Origin of the sequence: Pseudohalioglobus sediminis, from assembly GCF_008370495.1 — a bacterium.
Classification (GTDB): domain Bacteria; phylum Pseudomonadota; class Gammaproteobacteria; order Pseudomonadales; family Halieaceae; genus Halioglobus.
The window spans coordinates 341,280-357,895 of record NZ_VTUX01000004.1; the positions used below are offsets into that span (position 1 = coordinate 341,280).

Below are 16,616 nucleotides of genomic sequence, written 5' to 3' on the forward strand. Positions count from 1 at the left end.
CACTGCTACGCCCTGATTACGCACCCCAATTCTCCGAGGAACACCCATGAATCCGCAGGACTTTGCCGCGCTGGCGGCACAAGACTACAACCGTATACCCGTCAGCCTGGAAGTGCTGGCGGATCTGGAAACCCCGATCAGTGCCTACCGCAAGCTCGCGGAGGGCCCCTATTCTTTCTTTTTCGAATCGGTGCAGGGCGGTGAGAAATGGGGCCGTTACTCAATAATTGGCCTGCCTTGCCGCACCGTGCTGAAAGTGCACGGGTACCGGGCCGAGGTCTACCAGGACGGCAAGCTGGTGGAAAGCGAAGAGGTCGCGGATCCGCTGGCCTTTGTCGAGGCCTTCCAGCAGCGTTACCGGGCCGCACCACGGGATGACCTCCCCGTATTCCACGGCGGCCTGGTCGGCTATTTCGGCTATGACACCGTGCGCTACGTCGAACCGCGCCTGGCCGCCAGTGAGCCGGAAGATGAGCTGGGCAATCCCGATATCCTGCTCATGCTGGCGGAGGAAGTGCTGGTATTCGATAACCTGGCCGGCACCATTCGCCTGGTTGTCAGCGTGGATCCAGCCAAGGAAGACGCACTGGGGCGCGCCATGCAGCGGCTGCAGGAACTCGTGGCCACTTTGCCGCGACCGATGCCACCGTTGCCGCAGGTAGTGCTTGAGGGCGCTGACAGCGCCGAACTGGAGCGCGAGGCGGACTCGCATTTCACGGAAGCGTCCTACCATGATGCCGTCAACAAGGTGAAGGAGTACGTGCTCGCTGGTGATGTGATGCAGGTCGTGCCTTCACAGCGTATGAGTGCCCCCTTCAGCGCACCACCGCTAAATCTCTACCGTGCCCTGCGCAACCTCAACCCTTCCCCGTATATGTTTTACCTCGATCTGGATGACTTCCATATCGTGGGTTCGTCACCGGAAATCCTCGCCCGACTGGAAAAGGGCGAAGTGACCGTCCGCCCGATTGCCGGCACCCGCCGGCGCGGCTATTCGGATGAGGAAGATCGCGCACTGGAAGAAGAGTTGCTCGCCGATCCCAAGGAAATTGCCGAACACCTGATGCTGATCGACCTCGGCCGCAACGATGTCGGACGCATTGCGGAGATCGGTTCGGTGAAACTGACCGACAAGATGGTTGTAGAGCGTTACTCGCACGTGATGCACATCGTGTCCAACGTGACCGGAAAGCTGAAGGCGGGCTGCAGTGCCATTGATGTCCTGCGTGCGACGCTGCCCGCCGGGACATTGAGCGGAGCACCGAAAATTCGCGCGATGGAAATTATCGACGAACTGGAGCCGGTCAAACGCGGTGTTTATGGCGGCGCAGTCGGCTACCTGTCGTGGGCGGGTGACATGGATACCGCCATTGCAATACGCACCGCGGTGATCAAGGACGGCAGGTTATACGTGCAGGCCGGCGGTGGCGTGGTTGCTGACTCGGTGCCGCATCTGGAGTGGAAGGAAACGCACAATAAAGCCCGGGCGATGTTCCGGGCAGCCTCCATGACCCTGGCCGGAGATGCGTAATGTTGCTGATGATCGATAACTACGATTCCTTTACCTACAACGTGGTGCAGTACTTTGGCGAGTTGGGTGCCGATGTAAAGGTGGTGCGCAATGACGAGATCGCCGTGGCGGATATCGACTCACTGGCGCCCGAGCGCATTGTGATATCCCCGGGGCCCTGCACACCCAACGAGGCGGGCATCTCCATGGCGGTGATCGAGGCCTACGCCGGCAAGCTGCCGATTCTGGGTATTTGCCTCGGTCACCAGAGCATTGGCCAGGTCTTTGGCGGCAAGGTAGTGCGTGCGCGCAAGGTCATGCACGGCAAGACGTCACTGGTACATCACCGGGGAGAAGGTGTATTTCGCGGCCTCAGCCAACCCTTCGAGGCAACCCGCTACCACAGCCTGGTGGTAGAGCGCGAAACGCTGCCCGATTGCCTTGAAATTACCGCGTGGACCCAGAACGAAGCCGGGGAGATGGACGAGATCATGGGCCTGCGGCATCGCGAACTGGCTGTAGAGGGCGTGCAGTTTCATCCCGAATCGATACTTACCGCGCATGGGCACGACCTGTTGCGCAATTTCCTGGAGCAATAGCATGGACATTCAGCAGGCTATCGCCGCACTGGTTGACGCACGGGACCTCACTCGACAGGACATGGCTGCAGTGATGCACCAGGTAATGTCCGGTGCCACCACGGATGCGCAGATAGGCGCGCTGCTGGTTGCGCTGCGCATTAAAGGTGAGACCATCGAAGAGATAGCCGGCGCCGCCCAGGTCATGCGTGAACTTGCCACGCCGGTGGTGGTGGATTGTCCGCACCTTGTAGACCTGGTGGGCACCGGGGGAGATGGCGCCAACCTGTTCAACGTGTCCACCGCCTCTACCTTCGTGGTGGCAGCGGCCGGTGCGCACGTGGCCAAGCACGGCAATCGCGGCGTCTCTTCCAGCAGCGGCAGTTCCGACGTGCTGGAGACTCTGGGCATGCCGCTGGACCTGAAGCCGGAGCAAGTGGCGCGCGCCATTGAAGAGATCGGCGTTGGCTTTATGTTTGCACCGGCGCATCACAGCGCTATGCGTTACGCTGTTGGACCCCGCCGTGAGCTGGGCATGCGCACCGTGTTCAACGTCCTCGGCCCGCTCACCAATCCGGCCGCTGTGAAACGACAGGTCATCGGCGTTTTCAGCCCTGAATTGTGTACACCCATGGCCGAGGTGAGCAAGGCGCTGGGCGCCGAACACGTGATGATCGTGCACTCGGACGATGGCCTTGACGAGATATCCATTGCCGCGGGCACCCGGGTCGCCGAGTTGCGCGACGGCAGTGTAGAGACCTACCACATTACCCCCGAGGAGTTCGGCGTTGAACGCCAGAGCCTGGACGGCTTGTCGGTGACAGACGCCGCGGCATCGGCAAAGCTGATTCGCGGTGCACTGGGCGGGGCCGCGGATGAGGCCTCGCGCAAGGCCGCCGCCATTATTGCGCTGAATGCCGGCGCCACTATCTATGTAGCCGGTGTGGCCAGTACCCTGGCGGACGGTGTGGCGATGGCAGAAGACCTGCTGGCGAGTGGCCAGGCGGCGGAAAAACTGCAGTCGTTTATCGACTTCACCCAGCTTATGCGCGGCAAGGGAGGCTGAGCTTATGGCTGTGAATGCGCCTACCATCCTGCGCAAGATTCTGGCGCGCAAGGCCGAGGAAGTGGCGGAGCGTCGCGCCAGGGTGTCGCTGGGGGAGCTGGAGTCACGTATCTCCGGGCAGGCGGCAGCCCGTGGTTTTGCCGCGGCGATGGCCGCCAGCGTGGCGGCCGGTAATCCTGCCGTGATTGCCGAGGTGAAAAAAGCCTCGCCCAGCAAGGGCGTTATTCGAGCGGATTTTCACCCGGCCCGGATCGCGGCCAGTTACCAGGCCGGCGGGGCCAGCTGCCTGTCAGTGTTGACCGATATCGACTTTTTCCAGGGTGCCGATGCCTACCTGCAGGCAGCGCGCGAAGCCTGCGAGCTGCCGGTTATTCGTAAGGATTTTACTGTAGACCCCTATCAGGTGGTGGAGGCACGGGCGATCAGTGCGGATGCCATACTGTTGATTGTCGCGGCCTTGGCAGATGAGCAGATGCGAGAGCTGGCTGCCACAGCTGCGGAGTGTGGGCTGGATGTGCTGGTGGAGGTTCACGACCGTGCGGAGCTGGATCGGGCACTGGAGCTGGAAACGCAACTGATCGGTATCAATAACCGCGACCTGCACACTTTCGATATGCGCCTGGAGACCACGCTGGACCTGCTGCCACACATACCGGCGGATCGTCTGGTGGTAACCGAGAGCGGCATTCATACGCCTGATGACGTGGCGCTTATGCGGGAACGGGGTGTGAACGCTTTCCTCGTTGGTGAGGCATTTATGCGTGCCGACGAGCCCGGTGATCGCTTGCGCGAGCTATTCTTCGCCGCGGGCTAAGACGGGACGCCCGTATTCAGCGGGCGCCCAATACCACCATGGTCTTGCCGGAGACAGACACCAGGCCATCCTGTTCCAGGGTCTTGAGTACACGGCCGGCCATTTCCCGTGAGCAACCCACGATCTTGCCGAGTTCCTGTCGCGTGATCTTGATCTGCATGCCGTCGGGATGCGTCATCGCATCCGGCTCTTTGCACAGGTCCAGCAGGGTGTGGGCAATCCGCCCGGATACATCGACAAAGGCCAGGTCAGTGAGCTTGCGCGTGGTCTGGCGCAGGCGTTTACCCAGCTGGCGGGCAATGGCGTAGAGAATTTCCGGGTACTGGGCGCTGATCTGGTGGAAGCGGGCGTAGGATATTTCCGCCACTTCGCATTGCGTCTTGGCGACAACCATGGCGCTGCGCGGCTGGACATCATCTTCAAACAGCCCCATCTCACCGACAAAGTCGCCTGGATTGAGGTAGCTGACCACCATCATGTGATCGGGTTCGGATTCGTCCTCGACCATCACTGACACGGAACCGTCCAGGATAAGGTACAGCGTATCTCCGGCCTCGCCCTGTTTCATTACCGTGGCCTTGGCTTTGTACTCCTTGCGCTGGCAGTGGCGCAGAAAGCTTTCGATAGTGGGTATCGCATTGATAATTTGTGGCTTCAGCACCCGTTTTTACCCTACCTTGCTTAATAATTGTTCGTTTATTTGTAGCTCGATTCTAGCCCAGACCCGGCCCAAGTAAAACGGTACTTGTTGTGCTAAGCTGCTGCGCCTTCAATTTCACGATGGAAACAGGAAAGCATGAAAGCGACGGTAAAGTGGACAGACGGCGCCATGTTTGTAGGCGAATCCGGCAGTGGTCATGCGGTGGTGATGGATGGCTCGCCGGACCTGGGCGGACGTAATCTCGGCCCGCGCCCTATGGAGATGCTGTTAATCGGCACCGGGGGCTGTTCCACGTACGATGTCATGGCCATGTTGCGGAAATCGCGGCAGCAGGTCGTCGATTGCCGGGTGGAAATCGATGCCGACCGGGCCGACGCGGTGCCCGCGGTGTTTACCCGAATCCACCTGCACTTCGTGGTGTCCGGCATCGGCCTGAAGGAGAGTCACGTCAAGCGTGCGGTGGAGTTGTCCGCGGAAAAGTACTGCAGCGCGTCGATAATGCTCGGTGCCGCCGGGGTGGAGATGAGCCACAGTTTTGAAATCCTCGAGTACCAGGCCGGCTAACCTTTACCTGAGCGGGTGATTCCCGCTGCCCGGTTCTGGCCTGCGCCCGGCGTGATAGCGCCGCGTTGCCAACGCTAAATCGCCCGGCAGGTCATCCTGCCCCGCTCATCCTGCCCGGGTCATTCAACCGTAAAGCCCAGTGCCTCCACGGCCGCGATCGACTCCGGCGCAAATCGCGATCTTACATCGTGTTTACGGTAACGCTGCATGGAGCCGGGCTTGTGGACCAGTGCCAGGGCCCCTGTTATTTCGTCTTCACTGGCATCCGGCTGCAGGAACTGGCCCAGGCGCCTGACCTCGGTTTCGGGCTGGCAGCACAGGGCGTCGAAATCGACCAGCAGGAAGCGATCTCCCAGTAATTCACTCGCTGTCGCTATGGCGTGGTTGTTGGCTGCAATCCAGTAGGCCAGCAGGTCTTCGGGTGTGGGCGGGTCCTGGTGTTCAATCCCGAATCGCCAGCCCCAGTTCTTGATCTGGTTACGATTGCCGCTGAAAGCCATGTCCAGGCCGTGGCGCATGAAATGCACGTAGCGCATGCGCGGGAAATAGCGGGAAGTGTAGGGTAGCCAGTAGAAGGAACCGGGGATTTTCCAGCCCCACGAGCGATACCTTTGCTGGTCTTGCTCAAGGAAGTTTTCCTGCATGGTGTGTTCAAATTCAGCAAGACCTTTGAACACAATGGTTTCGCGTTCTGCCTCTGACTCGACCTCTTGCAACAGGCTGGCCAGCGGAGGAAAAGAAAAATTGTCCTTGGCGGTATTGAGCAAGGGACCAAGGTAAATGCCCAGGGCCTGCATGATCTCGGCGCCCACCCGGGTGCCGCTGCCGCCGACGCCACCCATGCACACCGGGTCTACCAGAAATCGGGCGCTGTCGTGCATCATCGGCTTCTTGGTCGGCAATGGATCGGGAGATCAGATGCGGTAACTGGAACCGGTCATCACCCGGGACACCGCGCTCATGGCATCTTTCACCGGGCGCGGGAAGTCTTTGCCGCCGGCTTCCAGCGCGTTGCGGCCGTGCCGCTCCTCGTCCTCAAGCATTTGTTGCAGGATAAGCCGCGACTTGCGGTCATCCTCCGGCAATTGCTTGAGGTGGTCCTTGAGGTGGTTGCATACCCGCTCTTCCGTGGCGGCAACAAAGCCCAGGCTGACCTCGTCGCCGATGGCGCCGGCAATGGCGCCGAGTGCGAAAGACATGCCGTACCAGGCCGGGTTCAGTAAGCTGGGTCGGCTGTCGAGTTCACGCAGGCGTTCCTCACACCAGACCAGGTGGTCAATCTCCTCTTCTGCGGCTTCGCGCATTTCGTCGCGCACGGTAGGCAGGCGCGCGGTCAGGGCCTGGCCCTGGTACAGCGCCTGTGCGCAGACTTCGCCGGTGTGATTCACACGCATCAGCCCGGCGACATGTTTGCGCTCCTCTGCTGGCAGTTCGGCGTCGGTGTGGCCATCGGAGGGCGAGGGGCGCCCGGCGGAGTGCCCGCGGTTGGTGATGGTTCGCATCACCGCGTCCGCCTCGCTGATCAGGCGGTCTACCATGGTTAATCTGCGTTCACGCATTGACTTCGGTGCTCAGTAACTCAGCCCTGACTATACCGCGCGATGGCCCGCCAGCCAATGTCGCGGCGCAGGGTCATGCCGTCCCAGTCGATCCTGTCTGCGGCCCGGTAGCAGGCCTGCTGGGCAGCGGCGATATCTTCCCCCAATGCGGTGACGCACAAGACCCGGCCACCACTGGTCACAACTGCATCACCGTCGCGGGCGGTGCCGGCGTGGAAAACCTTGATGCCCTCATCCTGCGCGGCATCCAGCCCGTGGATCACAGTGCCTTTGGCATAGCTTCCGGGGTAACCCCCGGCGGCCAGTACCACGCCGATGGCACAGCGTGGGTCCCAGTCTGCCTGGGCAGTGTCCAGTTTTCCGTCCAGCGCCGCGTCGCACAAGGTGACCAGGTCGGACTGCAGGCGTACCATGATCGGCTGGGTTTCCGGGTCACCAAAACGGCAGTTGTATTCGATAACCCTGGGCTCACCTTCTGGTGAAATCATCAGTCCTGCGTACAGGAACCCGGTGTAGTCGTTGCCTTCTGCGGCCATGCCGCGAACCGTTGGTGTGATCACCTGGTCCATGATGCGCTGGTAGACGTTTTCGTCGACCACCGGCGCGGGTGAGTAGGCGCCCATGCCGCCGGTGTTGGGTCCGGTATCGCCCTCACCGATGCGCTTGTGATCCTGGCTGGTCGCCATCGGCAGGACGTTGGTGCCGTCCACCATCACGATGAAGCTGGCTTCTTCACCTTCCAGAAACTCTTCGATCACTACCCTGCACCCGGCTTCACCGAAAGCATTGCCGGAAAGCATGTCGGTGACGGCGGCCTCGGCCTGCTCCAGCGTTTCGGCCACGATGACGCCCTTGCCCGCCGCCAGTCCATCGGCCTTGACCACGATGGGGGCGCCTTGCTCCCGCAGGTAGGCGAGGGCGGCATCCAGGTCGGTGAAGTTGGCGTAGGCACCGGTGGGGATATCATGGCGGGCAAGGAAATCCTTGGTGAAAGCCTTCGACCCTTCCAGCTGTGCCGCGCCCCGGCTGGGGCCGAAGCAACGCAGGCTGCGTTCGCTGAAGTAATCGACGATGCCTTCCACCAGCGGCGCTTCCGGCCCGACAATGGTGAGCCCGACTGCGTTGTTGGCGGCAAAGTCAGCAAGGCCCGTGAAGTCCATCACGTCGATGGCGACGTTTTCCAGTCCAGGCTCCATCGCCGTGCCGGCGTTGCCCGGTGCGACATAGACGGTGTCTACGCCTGCCGACTGTGCAGCCTTCCACGCCAGTGCGTGCTCGCGTCCGCCGCCGCCAATAATCAATACATTCATGCTTTAGGGCTTCCTCGTAATGTCGTGACCGCTCCTGCACGGATGCGGTTCCAGAGAAGGCGCCGGGAGAGCGCTGCTGCTTAGTGCCGGAAGTGGCGCATTCCCGTGAACACCATGGCCATACCATGCTCGTCCGCCGCGGCGATGACTTCCTCGTCGCGAATCGAGCCTCCCGGCTGGATCACGGCAGCGATGCCGCGCTCCCCCGCGCTGTCGATGCCGTCGCGGAAGGGGAAGAAGGCATCGGATGCCATCACCGAGCCTTTTACCTCCAGTCCGGCGTGTTCTGCCTTGATGGCAGCGATGCGTGCCGAATTCACGCGGCTCATCTGGCCCGCACCGACACCCACCGTCTGGCCATTGCTGGCATAAATGATGGCGTTGGACTTGACGAACTTGGCTACTTTCCAGGCAAACAGCAGGTCCTGCAATTGCTGCTCGCTGGGCTGCACCCTGGTGACGACCTCAAGATCGGCTGCGGTAATCATGCCCAGGTCGCGATCCTGCACCAGCAACCCGCCATTCACCCGCTTGTAGTCCAGTGCCGCAGACGGTGCCGACCATTGACCACACGCCAGCAGGCGCACGTTTTTCTTGCCGGACACGGCCTCGATGGCCTCGGCAGATACACTGGGTGCAATGATGACCTCGACGAATTGGCGCTCGCATATTGCAGCGGCGGTGGCGCCATCAAGCTCGCGATTGAAGGCGATGATGCCGCCGAACGCGGATTCCGAATCGGTGGCGAAAGCCAGGTCGTAGGCCTTGCCGATGTCGCTGGCAACGGCCACGCCGCAGGGATTGGCGTGCTTGACGATGACACATGCCGGCTGCTCGAAGTTCTTGACGCACTCCAGCGCGGCGTCGGTGTCCGCCACGTTGTTGTAGGAGAGTTCCTTGCCCTGGATCTGTTTTGCGGTGGCGATGCCCGCCTCGGCAGGATTTGCCTCTACATAGAAGGCGGCTTTCTGGTGCGGGTTTTCGCCGTAGCGCATTTCCTGCACCTTGTGGAACTGCGTGTTGAAGGTGCGCGAGAAACTGGCGGAGCCGCCGGGGACCAGCTTGCCAAAGTGGTTGGCGATGGCGCCATCATAGGCCGCAGTGTGTTCGTAGGCCTTGATGGCCAGGTCGAAGCGTGTGTCCAGGCTGGTGGCACCGTCGTTGGCCTGCATTTCGTCGATAATGCTGTCGTAATCCGCCGCATTGACCACAATGTTGACGAAGCGGTGGTTCTTGGCCGCTGCACGCACCATGGTGGGGCCGCCGATGTCGATATTCTCCACTGCATCTTCCAGAGAGCAATCCTCCCTGGCCACGGTTGCCTCGAAGGGATACAGGTTGACTACTACCATGTCGATGGCGTCGATGCCGTGCTCGGCCATCACCGCGTCGTCCTGGCCACGGCGAGCAAGAATGCCGCCATGCACCTTTGGATGCAGTGTCTTGACACGCCCATCCATCATCTCGGGGAAGCCGGTATATTCGGACACCTCGGTGACCTCCAGTCCGTTCTCCTGCAGCAGGCGATAGGTGCCGCCGGTGGACAGCAGCTCCACACCGAGTTCGCGCAGTTTGCTGGCGAAATCGACGATACCTGATTTATCGGAAACGCTAATCAGCGCGCGGGAGATTTTTACGGGTTCGTTCATGTTCTCAGCCTTTCTTGCCAATCAGGTTGTACTGCTTGAGCTTCTTGCGCAGGGTGCCCCGGTTGAGGCCAAGCATGACGGAAGCCTTGGTCTGGTTGTGGCGCGTGTACGCCATGATTTCCTCAAGCAGGGGTGCCTCTATTTCTGCCAGCACCATCTGGTATACGTCGGTGGACATCTGGCCATCCAGTTCGTCGAGGTATTTGCGCACGCTTGCCGTGACGGCATCGCGCAGGCTGGAGCCCTGGTGGGATTGGGCCTGTTGTTCATCGTTGGCGGCGGTATCGCCGTCCACTGCTGCGTGTAGGGGTTCAGCCCTGGTCATGCTGCGAGTTCCTCATTGGTTGCAAGTGAAAAAAGCTGTTCGATATGTTGCAGCTGCTGTGTCGCGGACTCCAGCCGGTTGAAGGTGCTGCGCGAAGCGGCGTAGTCGGCCAGTCCCTGCAGGTACCAGGCGACGTGCTTGCGGGCGATGCGTACACCCATGAATTCACCGTAGAACTCATGCAGTGCCCGCACATGGCGGTGCAGTATCGCCAGCTGCTCGCTGGTGTTGGGCGTCTGGAAGGATTCGCCGGCCAGGTGCGCGGCGATTTCCCCGCACAGCCAGGGGCGACCCTGGGCGGCGCGACCCACCATGACGCCGGCTGCGCCGGTGCAGGCGATAACCTGGGCTGCCTTGGTTGCGCATGTAATATCGCCATTGGCGTAAACCGGGAAGTCGGTAGCCTCGACGATGCGGGCAATGGTGTCGTACTCCGCCTCGCCGTTGAACTTGTCAGCGCGGGTGCGGCCGTGCACTGCCAGTGCCGCCACGCCAGCGTCTTCGGCAATGCGGGCTATGGCAACGCCGTTGCGGTGCGCCGGATCTGCGCCGGTGCGTATTTTCAGGGTGACGGGCACCGTCACCGCTGCTACCACGGCATGCAGGATGTCGCGTACCAGCGCCTCGTCGGCCAGCAGCGCCGACCCGGCTGCCTTCTTGCAGACCTTCTTGGCCGGGCAGCCCATGTTGATATCGATAATCTGCGCACCCTGGTCCACGTTGTAACGGGCAGCTGCGGCCAGTTCGGCGGGTTCACTACCGGCGATCTGCACCGAGCGCGGTTCCACCTCGGCGTCATGCACGCTGCGCCATGCGGTCTTGCGTGAGTTGCGCAAACGGGGGTTGCTGCTGATCATTTCCGACACCACGAGGCCGGCTCCCATCTGCGCGCACAGGCGCCGGAATGGCAGGTCGGTCACGCCCGCCATAGGTGCGAGTGCAACGGGGTTGGCCAGCTTGTAGGGTCCAATCTGTGGCATAGCTTGCGGCATCGAAGGGGTGGTGCAAAAAAGAGGCAGTAGTCTACTCGCAAGCCTGCTGGCGGGGAAGAATTACTGGATAAAAAACCGCCAGTTTGTGCGCCCGGTCAAGAATTCGGGCGTGTTTACCGGTCCCGGGCGTAAACTGTGCAGGGCCCGCCCCGGCGGCCTGTCTGCGACGCGGGGTGCTGCAGCGGTTGAAGGCGGATCTTCTTGCGGCCGGTGAGGGCCGGTGGGCGCTCGATCAGGGCCTGTTTGTGCCCGCGAGGCAAACCCAGCCCTCGTGCTCCCCGACAGCGGTGAGTTCGATGTCACTGGCATAGTGCTCAATCATCTCCGCTGCCTGGGTGGCCAGCAGCCCGGAGATCATCAGCGTGCCGCCCGGTTTGAGAAAGCCGAGCAGGGTACCGGACAGCTGCATCAGCGGGCCAGCGAGAATGTTGGCGATCACCACTTCTGCCTGGTGCTGCCAGGCATTGCTGTCATATTGGCCGGGCAGGGCCACGGGAAATATAGCGGGATCGACGCTGTTGCGGCCGGCATTGTCGCGGCTGGCAAGCAGCGCCTGCGGATCGTTGTCTACCCCCAGTGCCCTTGTTGCTCCCAGCTTGATTGCGGCGACTGCGAGGATGCCGGACCCGCATCCGTAATCGACCACGGTGCTTCCCGCCAGGTCCATCGCATCCAGCTGTGCCAGGCACAGGGCCGTGGTGGGATGCGTGCCGGTGCCGAAAGCCAGCCCTGGATCGAGCAGCAGGTTAACGGCCTCCGCCTCCGGGGGTTCCAGCCAGCTGGGACAGACCCACAGCCGGTTACCGAAACGCATGGGCTGGTAGTGCTGCATCCACTCGCGCTCCCAGTCCTTGTCCTCGAGGATCTCCACGCGCTGGTTACAGCGAGCGAGCGTCTCCGCCGGGAAGTGCTGCAGCACCGCCTGCATGTTGGTGTCCGCCGGGTACAGGCCGGTCAGCCTGATCTGGCCCCAGAGTGGCGTTTCCCCCACCGCGGGCTCCAGTACGGGCTGGTCGGCGTTGTCTTCCATGGTGACAGCAACCGAGCCGCTGTCGAGAAGGAGCTGTTCCAGTGCCTCGGCGTGCTCCGGCGTGGTGTCCAGGCGCAGTTGCAGCCAGCTCACAGCGGCCGCGTGCAGCTCAGGCGACTGCTGCTTTCCGGGCGCCCGTAGGCTTTGCCTGATGCGTTTTCAGCCTGGATCACGCTCAATCTTCAAGCTTGCTTTCGAGGTAGTGAATGCTTACGCCGCCGGCCTGGAAGGCGCGGTCGCGGGTCAGGTCCCGGTGCAGCGGCACATTGGTGCGAATGCCCTCGATCACCAGTTCGTCCAGGGCCTGGCGCATACGCGCGAGGGCGACGTCGCGATTCTCGCCAAAAGTGATGATCTTGGCGATAAGTGAGTCGTAAAAAGGCGGCACCGTATAGCCGTCATACAAGTGGGAGTCGCAGCGTACACCCAGCCCGCCCGGAGCGTGGAAGGTGGTAACCTTGCCGGGCGAAGGCAGGAAATTCTGCGGATCCTCGGCGTTGATGCGGCACTCGAAAGAGTGGCCGTGAAAACGCACGTCTTCCTGCTTTATTGAGAGCGGCATGCCGGCGGCGATACGCAACTGCTCCTTGACGATGTCGAAACTGGTGATCATCTCGGTCACGGGGTGCTCTACCTGCACGCGGGTGTTCATCTCGATAAAGTAAAAGCCGCCATCTTCGTACAGGAATTCGAAGGTGCCCGCGCCGCGGTAGCCGATCTCGATGCAGGCATTGACGCAGGCCTCGGCCACCTGTTCGCGCATATTGTCGGGAATGCCGGGGGCGGGCGCTTCTTCCAGCACCTTCTGGTGCCGGCGCTGCAGTGAACAGTCACGGTCGCCGAGGTGAACCGCGTTGCCCTGGCCATCGGCCAGCACCTGAATCTCCACGTGGCGGGGCTTCTGCAGGAATTTTTCCAGGTACACCACATCAGAACCGAAGGCGGCTGCGGCCTCGGACTTGGTGACCTCGATGGAGCTGATCAATACTTCTTCGTTGTGTACCACCCGCATACCGCGGCCACCACCGCCGGCGGCGGCCTTGACGATGACCGGGTAGCCAACACGTTGCGCGATTTCCCGGGTGCGGTCGTGATCGTCAGTCAGCGGTCCGTCGGAGCCCGGAACCGTCGGTACCCCCGCCATCTTCATGGCTTCGATGGCGGAAACCTTGTCACCCATAAGGCGGATGGTCTCGGCTGTGGGGCCGATAAATGTGAAGCCGCTCTTTTCAACCTGGTCGGCGAAATCGGCGTTTTCTGCCAGGAAACCATAGCCGGGGTGTATCGCGTTGGCGTTGGTCACCTCCGCGGCCGAAATAATGGCGGGGACGTTCAGGTAGCTCTCCGCGGACGATGGCGGGCCGATACAGACGGATTCATCGGCCAGGCGCACATGCATCAGTTCCGCATCCGCAGACGAGTGCACCGCCACCGTCTTGATATCCAGTTCCTTGCAGGCCCGGAGAATGCGCAGCGCGATCTCACCGCGATTGGCGATGAGTACTTTGTCGAGAATGGGCATAGCTGGTTCCTCGGCGCGCCTTATACGATTGATATCAGCGGCTGGTCAAATTCAACAGGCTCACCGTTCTCTACCAGGATGGCCTCGATGGTGCCGGACTTGTCTGCCTCGATCTGGTTCATCATCTTCATCGCTTCGACAATGCAGATGACATCGCCCACCTTGACGGTCTGGCCCACTTCAGCAAAGGCGGGGGAGGTGGGTGAGGGGGCACGGTAGAAGGTGCCCACCATGGGCGACTTGATCGTGTGACCCTGCACCGCGGGCGCCGCTTCCGCGGGGGCGGCGGGTTCTGCTGCAGGTGCCGGGGCTGCGGCCACCGGTGCGGGTGCCGGAGCGGCGTAAACAGGGGCCTGCGCGGCGGCGAACAGGTTCTGGCCGCTGTTGCGGCTGATGCGCACGGACTCCTCGCCTTCCTTGATCTCGATTTCATCGATGTTGGATTCTTCCAGCAGTTCGATGAGCTTTTTTACCTTGCGAATGTCCATGTCGTTGTCTCCCGTCTGATTATTCGGTTTGTTCGAGGTGGCGCAAGGCGGCCTGCAATCCCAGTTCATAGCCTTGCGGTCCAAGTCCGCAAATCACACCCAGTGCGATATCGGAAAAGTAGGAATGCTGGCGAAACGCTTCTCGCGCATGCACGTTGGAAAGATGGATTTCAATAAAGGGTATCTGTACCGCCGCGAGAGCATCGCGCAGGGCGACGCTGGTATGGGTGAAGGCAGCGGGATTGATGAGGATAAAATTTACCCCCTCGTGGCGGGCATCCTGTACCCGCTCGACCAGTTCGTACTCGGCATTGCTTTGCACGTGCAGCAGGTGATGGCCCCGGTCTCGCGCCTGTTGCTCGAGCTGCTGGTTGATGTCAGTGAGGGTGGCGTGCCCATAGATGTCCGGTTCGCGTTCTCCCAACAGGTTCAGGTTGGGGCCGTGCAGCACGAGAATGGTCGCCATGTCGAGTTGCTCCAGAAGGGCAGGCACAGTTTGACAAAGTGTGGCCCAATTATGGTGCACTGTCTATGGTAAATGGTAATTTTTCGAATTTTGACGACAGTTCGCCGCTTTATTCCAGAAGTTAGCCAGTTTTATCCATTTGTCGGTATCTACGGGAGAGTACAGTGGCGTATCGAAGAAGATGCCAAATAAAACGCTTATTTGTCGCTATTGTGCGGTCAAAGTGTGGGCAACTTCCGTCTTTTTGACCGAAACAGCCTGTAACGCCTCCAGCACTGCGGCGTCGGTGAGAATTTGCGGCAATATTATCGGTGCCAGCGTCGGATCCGCCGGGTACATCAGGTAAAGCGGTATCCCTGTGCGGCCATGTGCGCTGATAAAGCGGGCGATGTCAGCATCATAGTTGGTCCAGTCGGCGACCATGTAGGTGACCCCGTGTTCGGCAAAGGCCGCCTGCATGGTGTCGGTGAGCAGCACGGCGCGCTCATTGGCAATGCAGGTGATACACCAGTCCGCCGTGACGTCCACAAACACCGGCTTGCCGGCAGCGCGCAGTTCCGCCAGCGCGGGTTCGGACCAGGCGACGCGACCTTCGGCCAACAGGCTGTTGCGGCTGCCACTCTCGTCAAGGCCCCGCCAGCCGCCGAGGGAGATAGCCGCCAGCGCAAAAGCGACGGCCAGCGCGCGCCGCCAGCCGCCGAAGCGCCACAGCCACAGTGCCATCGCCAGGGCCAATGCGCCGGTGAGTACGGCGGCCATGGTGTTGACCCCAGTCTGTCGGCCCACTACCCACAACAGCCAGATCGCTGCAGCATAGAGCGGGAAGGCGAGAAATTGCTTCAGCGTGTCCATCCACGGGCCCGGCCGCGGCATGAGCTTGCGGGCGCCGCCGCTGTAACTGAACACCAGCAGCGGGGCCGCCATGCCCAGGCCGAGCGCGGCGAATACGAGCAGCCCGGTCAGCGGCGGCTGGGTCACTGCAAAGCCCAGCGCGGTGCCCATGAAGGGGGCCGTACAGGGACTCGCCACAACCACTGCCAGCACCCCGGTAAAGAAGCTCCCGGGCAGGCCCTGCTTGCTGGCCAGCTGGTTCCCGGTGTTCATCAGGCTGCCACCCAGTTGCAGCAGTCCGGATAGCGACAAGCCCATGACCAGGAACAGGTAGGTCAGCGCGATGACGAAGCCCGGGCTCTGCAGCTGGAAGCCCCAGCCCACTGCGCGGCCGGCCTGTTGCAGGCCGATCAACAGCGCGGCCACGGCGACGAAGCTCACCACGACGCCGGCGGTATAGACCCAGCTGTGCAGGTGGCGATCGTGCTCATTGCTATTGGCGAAACTCAGTACCTTGAGCGAGAGGATGGGAAATACACAGGGCATCAGGTTGAGAATCGCACCGCCCAGGAACGCCAGCAGCAGCATATAGGGCAGTGTGCCCGGAGCTCCGGTGCCGGCGCTGGAACCCACATCCTGCGCGCTCCGTGCGGGTCGTTCGAGCTCCTGTGCCGTGGCGGCTACGGTATCCAGTGAAAAATACTGGGTGCGCGGTGGGTAGCACAATCCCGCGTCGGCGCAGCCCTGCGAGGTGACTGCCAGTGTGCCGCCGGTCGGTATGGCGGTTTCGGTTTCGAGCACCAGGTCGGCCTGCTGGTAGTACACGCGCACCTCGCCGAAGTATTCATCGGTGCGTTCCAGTGCCGGGGGGAAAGTCGGGGTGAGGGCGATGGCGCCGCCATCAAGCTTGAATTTAAAGGCGTGCTGGTAAAGGTAGTATGCGTCGGCAATCTGCCAGTAAAGGCGGATGCGCTTGTCGCCCAGTATCTCCACTTCCAGACGATAGGCCTCTTCCACCGGCAGGAAATCCGGCGTGGAGGCGGCACCGAAGTTCACTGTCGCCTGTGAGCCCAGGCCCTGGGCAAAAGCGAGTGACGCGCTAAATAAGAGCAGCGCTGAAAGTAGTCCGCGCATGGTTATCCTTGCTGGCTGTCCGTAATGGGTGCGAAGTGTAACAGCCAGTTGCAACCGGCCCAATCCACTGCCCCATGTGGTATGGGGGTGCTATAGTGTACGACGCTGAAAAACGCT

The 16,616-nt window shown here is 61.5% G+C and carries 17 protein-coding genes; 5 read left to right on the top strand and 12 right to left on the bottom strand.

Annotation, left to right across the window (positions count from 1 at the left end; translation table 11 throughout):
- The first annotated feature begins 46 nt into the window (after positions 1-46).
- The 4 genes from trpE to trpC are packed head-to-tail and all read left to right on the top strand — an operon-like array spanning position 47 to position 3,968.
- Positions 47-1,531 carry an anthranilate synthase component I gene (gene trpE, locus F0M18_RS11010; RefSeq protein ID WP_149611473.1) on the top strand — a complete coding sequence of 495 codons (1,485 nt, stop codon included), beginning with the start codon at positions 47-49 and terminating at the stop codon, positions 1,529-1,531.
- Complete coding sequence (locus tag F0M18_RS11015) at positions 1,531-2,109, top strand: anthranilate synthase component II (RefSeq protein WP_149611474.1); 579 nt, start codon at positions 1,531-1,533, stop codon at positions 2,107-2,109. Before trpE ends, F0M18_RS11015 begins: the two co-directional genes overlap by 1 nt.
- A 1-nt stretch (position 2,110) precedes the next feature.
- A complete protein-coding gene (gene trpD / locus F0M18_RS11020) occupies positions 2,111-3,154 on the top strand; it encodes an anthranilate phosphoribosyltransferase (RefSeq protein WP_149611475.1) in 1,044 nt (347 codons plus the stop codon).
- 4 nt (positions 3,155-3,158) lie between these two features.
- Entirely contained in the window at positions 3,159-3,968 is an 810-nt protein-coding gene (gene trpC, locus F0M18_RS11025) for an indole-3-glycerol phosphate synthase TrpC (protein WP_223177963.1), read from the top strand.
- A gap of 16 nt (positions 3,969-3,984) precedes the next feature.
- On the opposite strand, the gene crp is transcribed toward trpC, so the two are convergent.
- Positions 3,985-4,629 carry a cAMP-activated global transcriptional regulator CRP gene (crp, locus tag F0M18_RS11030; protein WP_149611476.1) on the bottom strand — a complete coding sequence of 215 codons (645 nt, stop codon included), beginning with the start codon at positions 4,627-4,629 and terminating at the stop codon, positions 3,985-3,987.
- Positions 4,630-4,764: 135 nt separating this feature from the next.
- On the opposite strand from crp, the gene F0M18_RS11035 reads away from it, so the two are divergent.
- A complete protein-coding gene (locus F0M18_RS11035; RefSeq protein WP_149611477.1) occupies positions 4,765-5,193 on the top strand; it encodes an OsmC family protein in 429 nt (142 codons plus the stop codon).
- Positions 5,194-5,312: 119 nt separating this feature from the next.
- Here the strand turns inward: F0M18_RS11035 and F0M18_RS11040 are convergent, their stop codons facing one another.
- From F0M18_RS11040 to F0M18_RS11090, 11 genes are all read right to left on the bottom strand, one after another.
- Positions 5,313-6,074, bottom strand: a complete 762-nt coding sequence (locus F0M18_RS11040; RefSeq protein ID WP_188109690.1) for a sulfotransferase — start codon at positions 6,072-6,074, stop codon at positions 5,313-5,315.
- Between the two features lie 33 nt (positions 6,075-6,107).
- The gene (coq7, locus tag F0M18_RS11045) at positions 6,108-6,752 is read right to left on the bottom strand and encodes a 2-polyprenyl-3-methyl-6-methoxy-1,4-benzoquinone monooxygenase (protein ID WP_149611479.1); all 645 of its coding nucleotides are present in this window, start codon (positions 6,750-6,752) and stop codon (positions 6,108-6,110) included.
- A 20-nt stretch (positions 6,753-6,772) separates the two neighbouring features.
- Positions 6,773-8,062 (bottom strand): phosphoribosylamine--glycine ligase, encoded by a 1,290-nt coding sequence (gene purD / locus F0M18_RS11050; protein ID WP_149611480.1) that lies wholly within the window; start codon positions 8,060-8,062, stop codon positions 6,773-6,775.
- 80 nt (positions 8,063-8,142) lie between these two features.
- The gene (gene purH / locus F0M18_RS11055; protein WP_149611481.1) at positions 8,143-9,711 is read right to left on the bottom strand and encodes a bifunctional phosphoribosylaminoimidazolecarboxamide formyltransferase/IMP cyclohydrolase; all 1,569 of its coding nucleotides are present in this window, start codon (positions 9,709-9,711) and stop codon (positions 8,143-8,145) included.
- Between the two features lie 4 nt (positions 9,712-9,715).
- Entirely contained in the window at positions 9,716-10,036 is a 321-nt protein-coding gene (gene fis, locus F0M18_RS11060; RefSeq protein ID WP_149611482.1) for a DNA-binding transcriptional regulator Fis, read from the bottom strand.
- Complete coding sequence (dusB, locus tag F0M18_RS11065) at positions 10,033-11,016, bottom strand: tRNA dihydrouridine synthase DusB (protein ID WP_149611483.1); 984 nt, start codon at positions 11,014-11,016, stop codon at positions 10,033-10,035. Before dusB ends, fis begins: the two co-directional genes overlap by 4 nt.
- 244 nt (positions 11,017-11,260) lie before the next feature.
- Complete coding sequence (gene prmA, locus F0M18_RS11070) at positions 11,261-12,151, bottom strand: 50S ribosomal protein L11 methyltransferase (RefSeq protein WP_149611484.1); 891 nt, start codon at positions 12,149-12,151, stop codon at positions 11,261-11,263.
- 82 nt (positions 12,152-12,233) lie between these two features.
- The gene (gene accC / locus F0M18_RS11075) at positions 12,234-13,574 is read right to left on the bottom strand and encodes an acetyl-CoA carboxylase biotin carboxylase subunit (RefSeq protein ID WP_149611533.1); all 1,341 of its coding nucleotides are present in this window, start codon (positions 13,572-13,574) and stop codon (positions 12,234-12,236) included.
- A gap of 26 nt (positions 13,575-13,600) precedes the next feature.
- A complete protein-coding gene (gene accB / locus F0M18_RS11080; RefSeq protein WP_149611485.1) occupies positions 13,601-14,068 on the bottom strand; it encodes an acetyl-CoA carboxylase biotin carboxyl carrier protein in 468 nt (155 codons plus the stop codon).
- 19 nt (positions 14,069-14,087) lie between these two features.
- A complete protein-coding gene (gene aroQ / locus F0M18_RS11085; RefSeq protein ID WP_149611486.1) occupies positions 14,088-14,534 on the bottom strand; it encodes a type II 3-dehydroquinate dehydratase in 447 nt (148 codons plus the stop codon).
- 207 nt (positions 14,535-14,741) lie between these two features.
- Positions 14,742-16,499, bottom strand: a complete 1,758-nt coding sequence (locus F0M18_RS11090; RefSeq protein WP_149611487.1) for a protein-disulfide reductase DsbD family protein — start codon at positions 16,497-16,499, stop codon at positions 14,742-14,744.
- Between the last annotated feature and the right edge of the window lie 117 nt (positions 16,500-16,616).